At 48.0% G+C, this 14,852-nt stretch carries 19 protein-coding genes, 1 pseudogene and 1 other annotated feature; of the genes and pseudogenes, 11 read left to right on the top strand and 9 right to left on the bottom strand.

Annotated elements, in window-relative coordinates; translation table 11 throughout:
• On the top strand, positions 1-1,249 hold a 1,249-nt coding region (locus HMPREF1548_RS07560; RefSeq protein WP_021635341.1), incomplete at its 5' end, for a hypothetical protein.
• An 88-nt stretch (positions 1,250-1,337) separates the two neighbouring features.
• Here the strand turns inward: HMPREF1548_RS07560 and HMPREF1548_RS28845 are convergent.
• The 6 genes from HMPREF1548_RS28845 to HMPREF1548_RS07530 form a co-directional block, all read right to left on the bottom strand.
• Complete coding sequence (locus tag HMPREF1548_RS28845; RefSeq protein ID WP_051358334.1) at positions 1,338-1,610, bottom strand: DJ-1/PfpI family protein; 273 nt, start codon at positions 1,608-1,610, stop codon at positions 1,338-1,340.
• Entirely contained in the window at positions 1,607-1,729 is a 123-nt protein-coding gene (locus tag HMPREF1548_RS30820) for a protease (RefSeq protein ID WP_035321540.1), read from the bottom strand. Before HMPREF1548_RS30820 ends, HMPREF1548_RS28845 begins: the two co-directional genes overlap by 4 nt.
• A 116-nt stretch (positions 1,730-1,845) precedes the next feature.
• Positions 1,846-2,334 carry a hypothetical protein gene (locus HMPREF1548_RS07545; RefSeq protein ID WP_021635338.1) on the bottom strand — a complete coding sequence of 163 codons (489 nt, stop codon included), beginning with the start codon at positions 2,332-2,334 and terminating at the stop codon, positions 1,846-1,848.
• Positions 2,335-2,398: 64 nt separating this feature from the next.
• On the bottom strand, positions 2,399-2,767 hold the full coding sequence (locus HMPREF1548_RS07540; RefSeq protein WP_035321522.1) for a hypothetical protein: 369 nt from the start codon (positions 2,765-2,767) through the stop codon (positions 2,399-2,401).
• Positions 2,768-2,950: 183 nt separating this feature from the next.
• Positions 2,951-3,490, bottom strand: a complete 540-nt coding sequence (locus HMPREF1548_RS07535; protein WP_021635336.1) for a hypothetical protein — start codon at positions 3,488-3,490, stop codon at positions 2,951-2,953.
• 66 nt (positions 3,491-3,556) lie between these two features.
• Entirely contained in the window at positions 3,557-4,153 is a 597-nt protein-coding gene (locus HMPREF1548_RS07530) for a GNAT family N-acetyltransferase (RefSeq protein WP_021635335.1), read from the bottom strand.
• Positions 4,154-4,388: 235 nt separating this feature from the next.
• Between HMPREF1548_RS07530 and HMPREF1548_RS30450 the strand changes: the two are divergent.
• Positions 4,389-4,565: pseudogene (locus tag HMPREF1548_RS30450) on the top strand (recombinase RecA); the annotation flags it as partial.
• Between the two features lie 83 nt (positions 4,566-4,648).
• Here the strand turns inward: HMPREF1548_RS30450 and HMPREF1548_RS07525 are convergent.
• Positions 4,649-5,230 (bottom strand): TetR/AcrR family transcriptional regulator, encoded by a 582-nt coding sequence (locus tag HMPREF1548_RS07525; protein ID WP_021635332.1) that lies wholly within the window; start codon positions 5,228-5,230, stop codon positions 4,649-4,651.
• A gap of 163 nt (positions 5,231-5,393) precedes the next feature.
• Between HMPREF1548_RS07525 and HMPREF1548_RS07520 the strand changes: the two genes are divergently transcribed.
• The 3 genes from HMPREF1548_RS07520 to HMPREF1548_RS07510 all read left to right on the top strand — a co-directional run bounded on the left by HMPREF1548_RS07520 (position 5,394) and on the right by HMPREF1548_RS07510 (position 7,138).
• Positions 5,394-6,494: an acyltransferase family protein gene (locus HMPREF1548_RS07520; RefSeq protein ID WP_021635331.1), complete on the top strand. Its 1,101-nt coding sequence runs from the start codon at positions 5,394-5,396 to the stop codon at positions 6,492-6,494.
• Between the two features lie 153 nt (positions 6,495-6,647).
• Positions 6,648-6,872: an AbrB/MazE/SpoVT family DNA-binding domain-containing protein gene (locus HMPREF1548_RS07515; RefSeq protein WP_021635330.1), complete on the top strand. Its 225-nt coding sequence runs from the start codon at positions 6,648-6,650 to the stop codon at positions 6,870-6,872.
• A gap of 38 nt (positions 6,873-6,910) precedes the next feature.
• Positions 6,911-7,138: an HD domain-containing protein gene (locus HMPREF1548_RS07510; protein WP_035321519.1), complete on the top strand. Its 228-nt coding sequence runs from the start codon at positions 6,911-6,913 to the stop codon at positions 7,136-7,138.
• A gap of 79 nt (positions 7,139-7,217) precedes the next feature.
• On the opposite strand, the gene HMPREF1548_RS07505 is transcribed toward HMPREF1548_RS07510, so the two are convergent.
• Together HMPREF1548_RS07505 and HMPREF1548_RS07500 are read right to left on the bottom strand one after the other, a co-directional pair.
• Entirely contained in the window at positions 7,218-7,556 is a 339-nt protein-coding gene (locus tag HMPREF1548_RS07505) for a hypothetical protein (protein ID WP_021635328.1), read from the bottom strand.
• A gap of 166 nt (positions 7,557-7,722) precedes the next feature.
• Entirely contained in the window at positions 7,723-8,352 is a 630-nt protein-coding gene (locus tag HMPREF1548_RS07500) for a TetR/AcrR family transcriptional regulator (RefSeq protein ID WP_021635327.1), read from the bottom strand.
• A 197-nt stretch (positions 8,353-8,549) separates the two neighbouring features.
• On the opposite strand from HMPREF1548_RS07500, the gene HMPREF1548_RS07495 reads away from it, so the two are divergent.
• From HMPREF1548_RS07495 to HMPREF1548_RS07470, 6 genes are all read left to right on the top strand, one after another.
• The gene (locus tag HMPREF1548_RS07495; RefSeq protein ID WP_021635325.1) at positions 8,550-9,719 is read left to right on the top strand and encodes a macrolide family glycosyltransferase; all 1,170 of its coding nucleotides are present in this window, start codon (positions 8,550-8,552) and stop codon (positions 9,717-9,719) included.
• A gap of 123 nt (positions 9,720-9,842) precedes the next feature.
• Positions 9,843-10,379 carry a 2-C-methyl-D-erythritol 2,4-cyclodiphosphate synthase gene (gene ispF / locus HMPREF1548_RS07490; protein ID WP_021635324.1) on the top strand — a complete coding sequence of 179 codons (537 nt, stop codon included), beginning with the start codon at positions 9,843-9,845 and terminating at the stop codon, positions 10,377-10,379.
• Positions 10,380-10,404: 25 nt separating this feature from the next.
• Entirely contained in the window at positions 10,405-11,619 is a 1,215-nt protein-coding gene (locus tag HMPREF1548_RS07485) for a GNAT family N-acetyltransferase (protein ID WP_021635323.1), read from the top strand.
• 220 nt (positions 11,620-11,839) lie between these two features.
• Positions 11,840-12,058, top strand: a binding site (T-box leader).
• 61 nt (positions 12,059-12,119) lie between these two features.
• Positions 12,120-12,920 carry a serine O-acetyltransferase EpsC gene (epsC, locus tag HMPREF1548_RS07480; RefSeq protein WP_353612044.1) on the top strand — a complete coding sequence of 267 codons (801 nt, stop codon included), beginning with the start codon at positions 12,120-12,122 and terminating at the stop codon, positions 12,918-12,920.
• Positions 12,921-12,979: 59 nt separating this feature from the next.
• Positions 12,980-14,389 carry a cysteine--tRNA ligase gene (gene cysS / locus HMPREF1548_RS07475; RefSeq protein ID WP_021635320.1) on the top strand — a complete coding sequence of 470 codons (1,410 nt, stop codon included), beginning with the start codon at positions 12,980-12,982 and terminating at the stop codon, positions 14,387-14,389.
• The gene (locus HMPREF1548_RS07470) at positions 14,374-14,814 is read left to right on the top strand and encodes a Mini-ribonuclease 3 (protein WP_021635319.1); all 441 of its coding nucleotides are present in this window, start codon (positions 14,374-14,376) and stop codon (positions 14,812-14,814) included. The genes cysS and HMPREF1548_RS07470 overlap by 16 nt, the downstream gene beginning before the upstream one ends.
• Positions 14,815-14,852 lie beyond the last annotated feature (38 nt).

Here is a 14,852-nt window from a genome sequence, read left to right as displayed (position 1 = left end):
GGCCCCGGCAGGCACGGCCGGTTCAAATGCAGGGGCGTCAAATACGCCGGAGGCAAATGCACAAGGGGCAAATGTATCGGAGTCTGATGCATCGGCGTCTAACGTTCCGGGGTTAAGTGCAGCAGAGACAAATACGCCGGACGCACAGGAGGATGTTCTAACTGCCGGTGAATCGGTCCGGAACACAACCATACATATCAGTAAAGATTATGGCGGTAATTTTTCTGCAGATGCGGATGTCCTTGCGCCTGATATCAGCAGCGCCCATATCATGACGGCAAAAAGGATGTGGTTTGATGAACAGAAGGCAGTCTCCGTCCTGTTTGACGGAAAAACACCCCAAAAGGAAGCGGCTGCGGCAGACGGCGGCATTTCCTACAGCGATGGCAGCGCATCGCTGCTGTTAACCCCGGGCACCCTTTACTACCGGACAAAGGACTGTGCATATTACAAATTTCCCACAGACAGCTTCTCGGCGGATTACGATATCAATTCTGTCGGATCCGGGTTGGGAGAGGTATACAGACAGGAAAATCTGGGCTTTATGACAAAGGAAGAAGCCCTTGAGGCTGTTTCCCTTGTTTTGAATAAGCTTTCAATTGACGTTGCGGACGAAGTGGAATGCTACGCCATTGATTCGGCAGCTATGCAGGAACAGCAGGATAAAAGAATCAAAGAAATGTCGGAATATATGGAGACGTTTGGCATAACGCCGGCGGATGACAAATCAGAAAATGATCCGACATATGGTTATCAGACAAAGGATAAGTTCACATCGGATGACGATTTCTACCGGTTCTATTTCAAGGTTGTGGACAATAACATTCCCATAACGCAGAAAACCTACACGACTCAGGCAAATGAACGAGGCATGGAAGGCTCCGTGGTTGAAGTATCCTTTTCAAAGAAGGGGATAATGGAGCTGCGTTACAGCGCTATCTATCAGATGCAAAGTACTGACGCGGCGGCCGGTCAGCTTCTTTCCGCCGAAGAGGCGCTGCAAAAGGCGGCTGATATCTGTAACGGCAGTAATTCCACGGATAAAATCACAGTCACGGCAGCTGATTTAGAATATGTCCCCACGCCCTATAATGACAGCTATGAGGACGTTAAGCTGGTTCCGGCATGGAGCCTGACCTTACAGTATGACTATGCGAAGCCTGCCAAGGGGGAAAAGAACGATGGCAAAACAGACAGCTATAAGAAAATAATGTTCATCAATGCCGTTACCGGTGAAGAGATCCGGTAACAGCCTGCGCTGTTGAAGAATCCGGCAACATTTTGGAACATGGAAACCAATAGTATTTTCATTCCGTTTTTCCTCCCAAACTGTTCGGTTAAAAGCCCATGGCCTCAAGGATCCGATGGGCTTTTTCTTTTGTTGTAAGTATTTCCAATAACCGGAATGCAACATCGGGAACGGTTTTCAGGCAGGAGGAGGTGATGATATTGTCATTGACAATAAGCCATTCATTTCCCGGAACAGCGCCGGACTCCTCCAATTCCTTCCTTTTACAGCTTCCGCGCAGATGGCAGGTGGTTGCTTTCCTGCCCTTCAGAACGCCGCTTTTTGCCAGTGGGAAAGCGGCCACACAGACGGATGCAATCAACCACAGATATCAATTTCCACATCACAGCCGAAATCATCATGCGCCCAGCTCATTACATCAACAAAAGAGCTGAACTCTATGGTTTCAAAAGCATTCAGGCATAAAAGTAAAATTTTCATATGTAACCTCTTGAAGCCCGGCTTCATTTTATTTACCAGAAAAATTGTTGTTTATTCCCGCGAGCAACGAGCCAAGTAGCCATGCTTGCATGGATATTTGGCGACTGCCGCGAGGGTCAAATACCCCGCTGCTCTGCAGCGAGGTCTTTGATTTGTTTCGCAGATTTTATGGGATCTGCATTTTTATAACTGATTAAAATATGGCAGGGAGCGAAAATAACTGCCGCCGCTGTGAGCAGGACTGAGCGGCTTAAGATTCCACTGGAAAGAAATATTGCGGAGGGGAGGATGGATAAAGCCAGCGCCCTGAAAAGCGAATTTTTCCTGAAGCAGATAATCCAAATCAGGCAGTAAAGGAAGAGCAGTACCCCATTAATTCCCAGATACATTGCGAATGCTTCGTCTGACGGAAAGCCATGACAGGTGCCGGGAATATTAATTATCATTGTCCCGAAGCAGCCAAAACGGCCAACCTGTTCCAGAAATTCTATTTTTTTGTTTTTCCAAACATCAATAAAGTCGTCCCTGCATTGAACTGCATAGATAATGTTCGGAATCATAATGATAGAAATGAAGAACAGGCCGAATATATTTAACCATTCCATGATAGCTACCCCCGTAAGCTTCCGGGCTGTAGCGCTTCCTGACGCTGATGCCCGGTAAAGTGAATTATTCCAGCCCTTCCTCTTCGGCCTGAAAATCTTTGTAATACAGTACGAAGTCATCAATGATTTCCTGCCTGGATCTGATATATTGGGAGCTGATTCCACCGTTTTTCAGGCTGTCAATCCACTCGCTGTCAATCATGCAGCCCACGTCCATATTAATGCTGTACTTCGCTTTTTCAAGCAGGGGAACGTCTGAAATATCGCCCATGCAGTATAAATAGCCGCACAGTACCCTGAGGTATTCGGAACTGCCGGGCTGGTAATCGGCAATTTCTTTTTGCAGCAGAACGATAATTTCTTCTTTGGAAATATTGATTAAGTTAAATCCGTATTTTTTTATGATTTGTTCCGTTCTTTGTTCATTTGTCATATGCAACCCTGCTCCCTGCATTAAATCTGACGAACATCCTGAAAACTGGAACCGTCAGTCATAATGTTTAAAATCAAACCCGTCTTCAGGCCCGACTGTTTCATATCTAAATCATGCTGCCACCCTGTTTTTTTAAAAGAAATGCATTCCTACCATTCCGATTCAGGCAAATGTAAGCAGGAATTAAGCAATCTGCTCAATCCGGCTTTTTTGGCACAGAGGATAGGAGGCAATAAAAGGCTCTATTTTTTCTTTCATTTCAGCAAAGGAGGTTCCGTAAAAATACAGGGCGGTGTATGTGCTGCCCTCCCAATAGCTGTACATCCTGCCGATGCCCTCCATGGCCTGCTCCATCTGCTCAATCACATAATTGATATCACAGGTCTGGTAAATCTCATCCGGCAAATCCGCGCCGTTGGAGTAATAGGCCAGCCCCTCTAAGGTTCCTACCTCAATTTCAGGTCCTGTACCCTGCAGAACGCTGCCTTTGGGGATGCCTATGGTATTGAGCAGAGAGACCAGCCAGTTCAGGCGTTCCGGGGTATCCTCCGTCAAATAAATATCAATATCGCAGTATGCAATTTCACCGTTTGGGTTTTGTGCCGTACCACCTCCGGTAACCTCCCCTGCCTGCTCTTTTTCCAGAATTTCCTGCAGGGCATCCTCCAGCTCAAATCTGTGTTTTGGCTGAAAGCGTGCATTCAGTTTTAATGTCAAATCCATGTTATTTTTGCCTTCCTTTTTTATCTGCTCTGATTTTTTTATCAGCCGGTCTTTATCGGATGCTTCCTAGAGCTGCTGTCTGAGCGCCTTGCGCATAACCGTTTTGCCGTCCCGTTCAGCGAATCTGACAAATCCGCATTTTTCATACATCGTAACAGGCCCTCTGAAATCCTGGCAGGTATCAATGAAATTGCTGTTTACATAGGCCTCGACAAAATCATAACCTTCACCGGCCGCATCCATGCAGACTCGTTCCACCAGCTGCGTAGCAATCCCCTGTCGTTGCAGCCTGGGGGTAATTACAAAGCAAAATATGGATTTCACTCTGACATCCTCTCGGTATTCTTCAATCGGCCAGGAGGAACGCAGGTAATCGAGGCAATATTGACAATCCCCGTTGGCGTTGCACCATCCCACGATTTCATCACCGCAATAGGCCAGATAGCCCTGAAGGCTGCCCGTTTTGATGAAGTGGATGGCATGCGCCCTTCTGTCCTCACGAGTGGGAAACCAGTGCCCTTCGTTCGCATAGGAAGCATCGCTGCGCCAGGTCACGCAGTAGCATTTGGCTTCGTCTTCGTTGATATCGTGAGGAGTAACATCGAAAAAGTGTGCATAATCCTCTGCCAGGTCGGGTGTCAGTTTGCGGATTTCAATATCCATATAAGGATCCTCCTTCTCTTTTGCGGCATATGTCCGGTTACAAAAATTGCAGCATGTGCCCTGACGGTTTACAGTGCCATATTGCAAAAACTATACAGTTACAGGTTTTAATATATTCAGTATATAGGAAATAAAAAGGGAGGGCAACCAGAAATGGCAGAAAAGAGAAGGAAACAGCAGAACGGTTCAGAAAATATCCGGTGATAAACCGGGAGATTTACCGGACGACCACCGGCGGGCACTGAAATTCTATGCCTCGGTGCGCCTTGATGTAAGGCGGATTAATATGATAAAAATCGGTGGGAACGGATCGGGAACAGAACCCGCCTGAAGGTGGTTAAAAAAGGTGGCTCCGCCTTTTAAGGAAGCGGAGTTTGATATTATTTATGGGACCGGAATTCCCAGAGAAGGGATATCCTGGATCTGGCAGCAAAAAATCATCAGACCGCCCACGTCATCAGGCTGCGGTTAAAATATTTTCGTACCGGATGCCATTCAGAGCATTCCGCATAGTATCTGTGCCAGTTTTTCCGCCGGCTGGCTGCACCCGTTTACGCACCAATAGGTGAGCACACTCCATAATCCGCCGGAATGGTAAGAAAGCCGGCAGTTTAGGACCTCCATATCCTCTCCACCCTCCGGCGTCTCCCGGAGAAAACTGTCGGGAAAGCTGTCGAGAAAGCTTCCGGGAGGAAAAAGCCAGGGCAGTCCGGGAAGGCTTTGCATGTAGGGAATAAAAATCAGGTGGGCAAGATTATTTTTGTTCAGAAGCTCCAGCAGAGAGGCGTAATCCTTCCAGAAAGCGAAGTAAGAAGCGAGAATAGCGGGATACGCCTCTTTCTGCACCTGTAACATATGTTTATTAAAATTTTCAATGATATGGGAAACCACATATGCCATTACATCCTCCACAGAGCTGAAATGCCGGTAAAAGGTGCGTCTTGCAATATCGGAATGAGAGCATAGCTCCTTTATTGTGATTTCCCGGAAGGGCTTTTGCTCCAGCAGGGAAAGAAGGCCGTCCGCCAGAAGCTTCTGGGAAAGGGCGGATGCGGGATGGGATTGTCCTTTTTTCATGGTATGGCTCCTGTCACATATATTTCATTTCTGTAGCACTATTCTCTGAAGGATTGCTTTTGGGGCGAACCTCCTGTATGGTTTGATTATGACACATATGTGACAAGATGTACAGCAGGATAAGGAATACAGGCGTTATGTGCCTTTCACTGGAGGGAATGCAATGAGAAAATATTATCTGGATAATATCCGTTGGAGCGTAATTGTGCTGGTGCTGGTTTTTCATGTGGTCAGCATATACGGCAGCTGCGGGGCGGTGATGAGCTATAATGCGCCGGGTATACCAGCCATGGATGCCATCGGTTATCTGATTTATCCCTGGTTTATGCCGCTTCTGTTTGTGGTCAGCGGTATATGCGCCCGCTTTTCCCTCAGCAAAAAGAGCGGAAGGGAATATATCAGGGAGAGGGTATGGCGGTTGTTGGTGCCTTTTGTTTTCTATCTGATTTTAATCGGGCCGCTTGCATCGGGGCTTTCCTTCCGGGTGAACCACATGGAGGAGGTATTTGCGGCATTGCCTGCGCCAATCATATTCTGCATCCGGATCGTTAATGGCATGGGCCCCTCCTGGTTCCTTCTTCAGCTTTTTGTACTGTCTTTGGTATTAGTGCTGTTTCGGAAAGCCGATAAAAAGGGGCGTCTTTCTGCGTGGGGCGAACGCTGTAGTATTCCTGTACTGCTGGCGTTTTATCTGCCGGTCCTGGGAGCGGCTCAGCTTCTGTATATTGCCTATACCTTCCGTATCGGACTGTATCTGCTTCTGTTCCTTTTGGGATATTATGTATTTTCTCATGACAGAGTCCAGCGGAGCCTGCAAAAGCACTGTATTCTGCTGCTTGCGGCGGGGCTTGCAGCAGGTGTGGCGCAGACGGCCGTTTCCTGGGGGAAGCCTTATCAGGCTGTGGTTAATAACTGGCTGGTGATGCTTTATACCTGGCTCATGATTCTGGCAATACTGGGAGCCGCCGGCCGGTGGTGGAACCGAAGCACCTGCTTTACGTCCCGGATGAGCATCCGCAGCTTCGGCATTTATTATTTTCACTATGTTCCCATGATTTATGCTGCATGGTTTCTTTCGGAAAAGCTTGCTCTTCCATACATAATGAATTATATAATGACGTTTGTTTTTTCACTGGCGTCGGCAGTGCTTTTGGGGGAACTGTTTGTGAGAATTCCTGTGCTGAATGTTTTATTTGGGTTGAAAAAGAAAGATAAAAAGAGAGACAAGAAGATTATTGTTCCGGTTGACGCGCCAGGTAAATGATGGTACGCTTTTTCTTACAAGTAAGACTTGGCGGAAGGAAATAAAGTAAAATTTCCTTGCCTGCCAGTCTGATGAGAAAATGGAAGGCAGTATACAGCGGCGGCATTTGCCGAAGGCCTGCTTTCCTGTATCAGATAAAAGGGAGGAATTGTTATGGCAAAGCTTAAACCGCCGAAAGGTAAATTTGTGGCTACCGTCAAGGTAGGGCCGAAGGGACAGATTATAGTTCCAAAAGAGGTACGGGATATGTTTCAGATCGAACCGGGGGACATGCTGCTTTTGCTTGCTGATGAAGAACAGGGAATCGGCATCCTTCCTTATGACAGCACAGGACAGATGTTTGATGATATGTTCCCCGGGAAAAATCAGGAGGAATGAATATGTAAACACCAGAGGAGGCAGGACGGGAGCTTGATTTGGCAGCAGAAAAAATGCCGGGCCCCTGGGTGTGGCACAGTATTTCTGTAGCGGAAAATGCCGGTCTGATTGCAGTCAAAATCAACAGTATGGACAGCGAACGAGCGTATGTAATGGAGCTTCTGCACGATATCGGCCGCCGGGAGGGCTTTAAGGCAGTGATGCCATATCCCTGCCGCGGCCTTCTTGAAATTAAAAACACAAATTATTTAGCTGTCCTGTTTTGAAATAATCCAATCTTCTGCCATAGATGCACCAATTCTCAAAAGCATCTTTTATAAAGATTTCCCTGGGTATCCCAGATCCCTATTTTTTCCCCTTCATCTGATAATAATGAATGCGGTTAGACAGCAGCGCAGCGGCGCCTGCTATTAATGCCCCGGCGGCATACGCAGGCTTACCGATACACATCCAAACTGCGCCTCCCAGCAGCAGGCCCACCCCGGCAATTCCTCCCACAGCAGTTCCGATTCTGTCGGCTTTTGCTGACGGTGTACGCAGTTTCTTTGATTTTTCCGCTGCAAAACGGCTAAGCTCCTGGGTTTTTTCTAAAGTCTTTTGCGTATGCTCCATTGCGGAACGGGTTAATTCCATTGTTTTCTTTGCTGCCTTCATTGTGCTTTCTTGTAATCTGTTCTGATCCATTTCCTTTTCCTCCTGGAATATGATATTTAATTATCTTATATAAAAAACCGACCGTCGGTCTTTATATTGTTAAAAAAAACGACCGTCTATAGCAACAGTCATTTTTACAACCTTCAAGGAAAAAATGGCTCCAGGCCTTCCTCATAAAATCATCAGATATATTATATCAGCCATAAGCCTCGGCAAGGCTTGCAATTATGTTATCGTCAAGAATATCCAGGCCAAGCTGCCTCATAACAAACTGCAGGTAATTCAGACGTTCTTTTGTTTCCGCACAGTTACGCCCGAACAATACCGGATTTGCCCAGTAATTCAGAAGTATCAGAAAAACCTCTGAACAAAGGGCGGGCTGCGTCGTCTGCAGGGAACCGTCCCTGATGCCTTCTTTAATCAGTTCACAGAGAGTCGGCGCATCCTGCTGCATACTTGCCTGCATGCTTCCGACTACGAAATAGGGATTGACCTGCGATGATAACACCTTATCAAACATATGGGTTTCTGAGTCATCCACGAGCTGTAAAAGAATTTTTTTCAGCTTCTCTTTTGCATTTTCAGCCTTAGTATTACGAATGAGCTCATGGAAACTGTCAAAAACATACTGTGCCCTCTTCTGTATGACAGCCTCCAGAATCTCTTCTTTTGACTTGAAGTGATGGTAAAGCCCGCCTTTGGACAGCTTCAGAGCATCCAGGATGTCCTGGATACTCGTCTGCTCATACCCCTTTTCTGAAAAAAGCCGGGCAGCTGTAATTATGATTTTCTCAACTGTTTGTTCAGGATATTTGTTTCTTCCCATAATGCCTCCATATAAACCGACGGTTGGTTTGTATTGAGGATAGCAGAGATTACATGAACCGTCAAGCTAAATAATGAACAATTGATTTATTTTCATTGACATCCGATCTTATATGAACTATAGTAAAAGTGTGAAAAGTAAGAAAAGTAATACTTTTAATACAAAAGTGCATATGTGAAAGAAAGGAAAACTGTGACATGAGTAAAATTGTATTTTTCTGTATTCCTGCCTATGGGCATACCAATCCTACCATAGAGGTCGTCCGTGAGCTGGTAAAAAGGGGAAATCAGGTCCATTACTATTCCTTTTATGAGTTCCGGTCCCGTATTGAAGAAACAGGCGCCGTCTGCATACCCTGCGATGATTTTATGCCTCCCGCTCCAAAAGATATTGACAAAAAAGTAGGAAAGGATCTGTCCTCCCTGGTGGATATGACTGTGGATGTAACGCTTGCCATGGAAGATAAGGTACTGGGTGAGCTGCGGGCCTGGAAGCCGGATTGTATAGTATCGGATTCCATCTGTATCTGGGGAAAGCTGTATGCGAAAAAACTGAATGTTCCCTTCGTCTGCTCCACAACCACCTTTGCATTTAACCAGCAGACGGCGCGTCTTATGAAGCAGAGCCTTTCGGAGCTTCTGCGTATGCTGTCCGGGATGCCCCGAATCAATGCCAGGCTCAGGCAGCTGCGCCGCCATGGTTATGAAATCCGGCAATTTTACGAGCTGTTACAAAATGATAATGATACGGAAACCATTGTTTATACATCGAAAGAATTCCAGCCCATGTCGGAAACCTTTTCCGATAAATTTACCTTCACCGGGCCTTCCATTGCGGTCCCGAAGCCGTCAGGACATAAGAAAAGCAGGCCGCTGATTTACATATCCCTGGGAACCGTGCTGAACAGGCAGGAGGATTTCTATATAAGCTGCATGAAAGCGCTGAAAACAGAAGCTTTGGATGTCATTATGTCAGTAGGCGGGCGCACAGATATTTCCGGTCTCGGAGTTATTCCGGATAATTTTCAGGTAATACCCAGGGTCAATCAGCTGGAGGTGCTTCAGGAGGCTGATGTATTTCTTACCCACTGCGGCATGAACAGTGTGAGCGAAAGCCTGTATTTCGGCGTGCCTATGGTATTGTTTCCCCAGCAGCCGGAGGAGGGCGCGGTTGCCCGCCGCGTACAGGAGGTGGGAGCCGGAATCCCCTTGCCGGGAAGGGAAGCCTCCGTAATCCGGGAAAGCATCCTGCAGGTTTTGAAGAATGCCCGGTTTCGTGTGGCCGCGGGCGGAATCGGAGAAAGCTTCAGAAAAGCCGGAGGAGCGCAGAAAGCAGCTGATGTAATCGAAAAAATCTCCTCAAAATGATTTTTTTAAAGGGAAAATGTGGTATACTCTCATTAAAGTCCGGTTTCAGCCTGTTCCCTTGCAGAACAGGCTGAAGCTGCGACATGCATTTTGAAAAGATCAGATTATTAAGGAGAGTAACACATGAGAATAGGAATGGGCTACGACGTACACCGCCTTACGGAGGACAGGAAGCTGATTATCGGCGGAGTGGAAATCCCTTACGAAAAAGGGCTTCTCGGCCATTCGGATGCGGATGTCCTTCTGCATGCCATCATGGATGCCCTGCTTGGCGCTGCGGCGCTTGGGGATATCGGAAAGCATTTCCCCGATACCGATCCCGCGTATAAAGGAATCAGCAGTATGGAGCTTCTGCGTAAGGTGGGCGAACTTTTGGAGGAACACAGCTTTCTGATTGAAAATATTGACGCAACCATCATTGCGCAGGCGCCTAAAATGCGTCCCCACATCGATACAATGCGTAAAAACATTGCGCAGGCGCTGCAAATTGAGGTGGATCAGGTGAATGTAAAGGCAACCACAGAGGAAGGGCTTGGCTTTACCGGGACAGGAGAGGGCATTTCTTCCCAGGCTGTCTGCCTTCTGAATACACCCTATGGCCTGTATTCCCAGGATGTGAACGGAGGCTGCGCCGGGTGCGGAGGCTGCCCGAAGGCATAAATAATGAAGAAGGTTGGATAAAGGGATGGAATTACAAAAGCAGCGGATCAGACGGCTGGAGGCTGCCGGCTGCCGTAGTTTAAGGGAATTGTGGGAAGAAGCTTTTGCAGAAGACACTAAGCTGTTCAATGACTATTATTTTGATAATAAGGCGGAAAAAAACAACGCCCTGATACTGGAGGAGGATGGAAAGCTGCTGTCCATGGTTTCCATGACGCCTTATCAGGTCTGCGTGAAGACGGATGGTATATTCCGGAAGGTAGAATCTACCTATCTTGTGGGAGTGGCGACCAGACAGGAGTGGCGCAGGCACGGCTTCATGGGCAGGCTGCTGAAGGAAGCCTGCGGGGAATTGAATGCTGCCGGACAGCCGTTTGCCTTCTTACAGCCTGCGGCCCCTGAAATTTATGAGCCTTTCCGGTTTACCTATATTTATGACAAGCCCCAGTGGATTTTTCAGCCGGAGTTCGGCCTGATGGCGGACGACCTGCTGGAAGGGGAATCGAGAGAACCTGTTTTTATCCGGGACGGACGTAAAATACTGCAGGCGGCGGAAAATGTCCTGGAGAAAAAAGAACAGCCGGGATACGGTATGCTGGAGGTCAGGCCCATGGAGGAAGAGGATATCCCGGAGGTGGTGCGTTTTGCGGTTCCGTTGCTGGAGCGCAGGTTCCAGGTATATACGGAACGCTCCGCGGAGTACTATGAAATGATGCTTAAGGAAATGTACGCCCAGCAGGGGGACAGTTTCCTGCTTCTGGATGATAAGCGGATTGTGGGCTATTTCCTTTACAGCCGGGAAAAAGGCCCGGTGATACAGGAGGCGTTGATTTATCCGGAATTTGAGGAGCTTGTGCTTGAGCCGGATACTGTCAGCCAGCCGGCAATTATGGGAAGGATTATCAGTCTGCCCGCCATGCTTTCTTTCATCCGTTGCAGGCAGAAACTGGATGTGCTGCTGAAATATGAGGACAGCATGATTGAAGAAAACAATGGATTTTTCAGATGGCAGACCGGTCCCGGCGAAAGCAGCGTGTGCAGAATGGACGCGGGAAAAGTCGGACAGCAGATTTATGCGGAAACCTCGCCTGAGCTGCTGACCGCATTTCTGTTCGGAAGAAGGCCGGCGGAAGAATGCTTTAGCTTCAGAAATGGATACCGGTGGGAGCGGGAGGGACTTTTGCAGGGGCTGGAACGTATCAAAACCCTCCGCGACGTATGCATCAATGAAATTGTCTGAGGCGGATGCGTTTGGCCTGGCAGGCGGTAGGTGTAGGGAGGATGGATAGTGGAAACGGATAGATACATAGGGATTATACGAGTTAGCATTGGTTGATAAAGAGTTTAGAACAATGTGTCAGGGGGTTAAGTGGGGGAATACGTAAAAAGAAGGAATAAGTAAAAAGAAGTTGACAAAAAAAGGAGTTTTGCATATCCTGTATATAGATAGCAAATGAAGGAAAAAGGCGATGAACGGAAAGAGTAGGTTGTTGGTTTGCCGCAGAGAGGGAGTGTCACCGGCTGGAAGCATTCCTGGCAGATATGGCTGAAAGTGCCTCCGGGAGCTGATCGGGTGAGGGGAGTTTTCCTGTAGCCGGGTACGTTTACGCACGTTACGTGTTTTGAGTGCAGGTATTAACCTGAATTAGAGTGGAACCGCGGCTTCAACCGTCTCTGTTGCAGAGAAGGGAAGGAACCGCGGTTTATTTGTTGCCCTGGAAAGAAGGAAGGTAAATGGGTATTATAGGAAACATAAAAGAGGAGATTAGGATTATCAGGGAGCGTGACCCTGCAATACATTCTTCTATGGAGGTATTTCTTTATCCCAGCTTTAAGGTCATGCTTCATTACAGGCTGGCTCATAAGCTGTATCGATCGGGCCATTTTTTTCTGGCCAGGTGGATTTCGCAGAGGGGGGTCAGGAAAACGGGGATTGAAATCCATCCGGGAGCGCAGATTGGCAGGGGGTTTTTTATTGATCACGGAAATGGTGTGATTATCGGGGAAACGGCGATTATCGGGGATAATGTGACTTTGTATCAGGGGGTAACGCTGGGGGGAACCGGGAAAGAGCATGGGAAAAGGCATCCTACGGTGGGGGATAATGTTATGATAAGCGCCGGCGCCAAGGTGCTGGGGTCTTTTACCATAGGGGAAAATTCCAAAATCGGTGCGGGAAGCGTGGTGCTGGAGGAGGTGCCGCCCAATTCCACTGTGGTGGGAGTGCCCGGCCGGGTGGTGAAAAGGGGAAATCAGCCGATTCCCCGTGATACCATGGATCAGGTCAATCTGCCTGACCCTGTGAAAGAGGATATTTCCAATCTTCAGCATGCAAACAGTGAATTAATCAACAGACTGCTTGACCTGGAGGCGGAAGTGCGTTACCTTAAAAGAACAGAGGAAAAAAGCTGCGAGGAAGAAAAATGCGCTTATCGTGAGGTGTGCCGTCAGAAGGAACGGTGTCACGAGAAGATAAAATGCTGTCAGAAGGGGCAGGAGGGCTGTCCCGTGTCATGCGGGGAGAAACAGACGGAAAACTGAGCGCCCTGAACAGTTACGATAAAATTATTTGAGAATATGAAAAAGGAGAACCAGTCAAGATGAAAATTTACAACACCCTGACAAAGAGAAAAGAAGAATTTGTGCCGATTACCCCCGGTGAGGTTAAAATGTATGTCTGCGGCCCCACCGTATATAATCTGATCCATATCGGCAATGCCCGCCCGATGATTGTATTTGATACGGTGCGCCGTTATTTTGAGCATAAGGGCTATAAAGTAAATTATGTGAGCAACTTCACTGATGTGGATGATAAAATCATAAAGAAGGCGATTGAAGAGGGCGTGGATTCCACGGTTATTTCCGAGCGTTATATCGCGGAATGCAAAAAGGATATGGAATCCCTTAATGTGAAGCCTGCCACCACCCATCCCCAGGCCACCCAGGAAATCTGCGGCATGCTGGATATGATACAGGAGCTGATTGACAAAGGGCATGCCTATGCGGCGGAGGACGGCACGGTATATTTCCGTGTCAGAAGTTTTAAGGAATATGGTAAGCTTTCCCATAAGAATCTGGATGATTTGGAGGGAGGCAAGCGTTCCCTGCTGGTATCCGGCGAGGATCAGAAGGAGGATCCCTTTGATTTCGTACTCTGGAAGCCGAAAAAAGACGGGGAGCCTTACTGGGAGTCCCCCTGGTGCAAAGGCCGTCCCGGCTGGCATATCGAATGCTCCGTAATGAGCAAGAAATATCTGGGGGAAGAGATCGATATCCACGCAGGCGGGGAGGATTTGGTTTTCCCTCATCATGAGAACGAAATCGCCCAGTCTGAGGCGGCAAACGGCAAGACCTTTGCCAGGTACTGGATGCACAACGCATTTTTGAACATTGATAATAAAAAAATGAGCAAATCTGCCGGAAACTTCTTTACCGTGCGTGATATTGTAGCGAAATATGATCCGCAGGTGGTCCGTTTCTTCATGCTTTCCGCTCATTACAGAAGCCCGCTGAACTTCAGCGACGAGCTGATGGAAGCGGCCAAGAACGGTCTGGACAGAATCCGTACCGCTGCAGCCAACCTGAATTTCCTTCTGGAAAAAGCGGGCGCGGGCGAAGCCACGGAAGAGGAGAAGAAGCTTCTTAAGGAGGCTGCCGGATTTGCGGTGAAGTTTGACGAGGCCATGGACGATGATTTTAATACGGCGGACGCCATTGCCGCTATTTTTGAGCTTGTGAAATTCGCCAATACCAATGCCGGCGCGGATAATTCCGCCGCTTATATAAAAGCGCTGCTGGAGGAAATCAAGGAGCTGGCCGATGTTTGCGGGCTTATCGTGGAGAAAAAGGAAGAAATGCTGGATGAGGACGTGGAAGCGCTGATCGCGGAGCGTCAGGCAGCCAGGAAAGCAAAGAATTTTGCCAGAGCGGATGAAATCAGGGATGAGCTGCTTGAGAGGGGAATCATTCTGGAGGATACCCGCGAGGGAGTAAAATGGAAGAGAGCTTAAGCCTGCTTACGCAGATTAAAAAAGAATTCAACCTGGGGGAAGTAGATCTTCGGACCTACTCCCCCCTGACTCTTGCCTTCGTGGGGGATTGTATTTACGATCTCATTATCAGGACTGTGGTGGTGGAGCGGCATAATGCATCCCCCAACAGGCTGCATAAGGAAAAAAGCCATCTGGTCAAGGCGCAGACACAGGCGGAGATGGGAACTGTTTTGCAGCAGTATCTTACGGAGGAGGAGCTTGCCGTATACAGGCGGGGGCGGAATGCCAAGTCCTATACCACGGCCAAGAATGCTTCCGTAGGGGATTACCGGAAGGCCACCGCGCTGGAGGCGCTTTACGGCTACCTTTATCTGGACGGCCGGATGGAACGGCTGATGGAGCTGGTGAAAATTTCACTCAGGGAGCTTGATCTTGCTCTCTGAATAAAAAGAGTATGAAAAATCCGTTCCGGTGTGACCTG

Source organism: Clostridium sp. KLE 1755, assembly GCF_000466465.2.
In the GTDB taxonomy this organism is placed as follows: domain Bacteria; phylum Bacillota; class Clostridia; order Lachnospirales; family Lachnospiraceae; genus Eisenbergiella; species Eisenbergiella porci.
This window is presented reverse-complemented; position numbering and strand designations above follow the sequence as displayed.

Excerpts from the sequence above, each read along its gene's own strand:
- HMPREF1548_RS30820 (WP_035321540.1), bottom strand. The coding sequence starts at position 1,729 with ATGAAAATTTTACTTTTATGCCTGAATGCTTTTGAAACCATAGAGTTC.
- HMPREF1548_RS07545 (WP_021635338.1), bottom strand. The coding sequence starts at position 2,334 with ATGGAATGGTTAAATATATTCGGCCTGTTCTTCATTTCTATCATTATG.
- HMPREF1548_RS07540 (WP_035321522.1), bottom strand. The coding sequence starts at position 2,767 with ATGACAAATGAACAAAGAACGGAACAAATCATAAAAAAATACGGATTT.
- HMPREF1548_RS07535 (WP_021635336.1), bottom strand. The coding sequence starts at position 3,490 with ATGGATTTGACATTAAAACTGAATGCACGCTTTCAGCCAAAACACAGA.
- HMPREF1548_RS07530 (WP_021635335.1), bottom strand. The coding sequence starts at position 4,153 with ATGGATATTGAAATCCGCAAACTGACACCCGACCTGGCAGAGGATTAT.
- HMPREF1548_RS07525 (WP_021635332.1), bottom strand. The coding sequence starts at position 5,230 with ATGAAAAAAGGACAATCCCATCCCGCATCCGCCCTTTCCCAGAAGCTT.
- HMPREF1548_RS07520 (WP_021635331.1), top strand. The coding sequence starts at position 5,394 with ATGAGAAAATATTATCTGGATAATATCCGTTGGAGCGTAATTGTGCTG.
- HMPREF1548_RS07515 (WP_021635330.1), top strand. The coding sequence starts at position 6,648 with ATGGCAAAGCTTAAACCGCCGAAAGGTAAATTTGTGGCTACCGTCAAG.
- HMPREF1548_RS07505 (WP_021635328.1), bottom strand. The coding sequence starts at position 7,556 with ATGGATCAGAACAGATTACAAGAAAGCACAATGAAGGCAGCAAAGAAA.
- HMPREF1548_RS07500 (WP_021635327.1), bottom strand. The coding sequence starts at position 8,352 with ATGGGAAGAAACAAATATCCTGAACAAACAGTTGAGAAAATCATAATT.
- HMPREF1548_RS07495 (WP_021635325.1), top strand. The coding sequence starts at position 8,550 with ATGAGTAAAATTGTATTTTTCTGTATTCCTGCCTATGGGCATACCAAT.
- ispF (WP_021635324.1), top strand. The coding sequence starts at position 9,843 with ATGAGAATAGGAATGGGCTACGACGTACACCGCCTTACGGAGGACAGG.
- HMPREF1548_RS07485 (WP_021635323.1), top strand. The coding sequence starts at position 10,405 with ATGGAATTACAAAAGCAGCGGATCAGACGGCTGGAGGCTGCCGGCTGC.
- cysS (WP_021635320.1), top strand. The coding sequence starts at position 12,980 with ATGAAAATTTACAACACCCTGACAAAGAGAAAAGAAGAATTTGTGCCG.
- HMPREF1548_RS07470 (WP_021635319.1), top strand. The coding sequence starts at position 14,374 with ATGGAAGAGAGCTTAAGCCTGCTTACGCAGATTAAAAAAGAATTCAAC.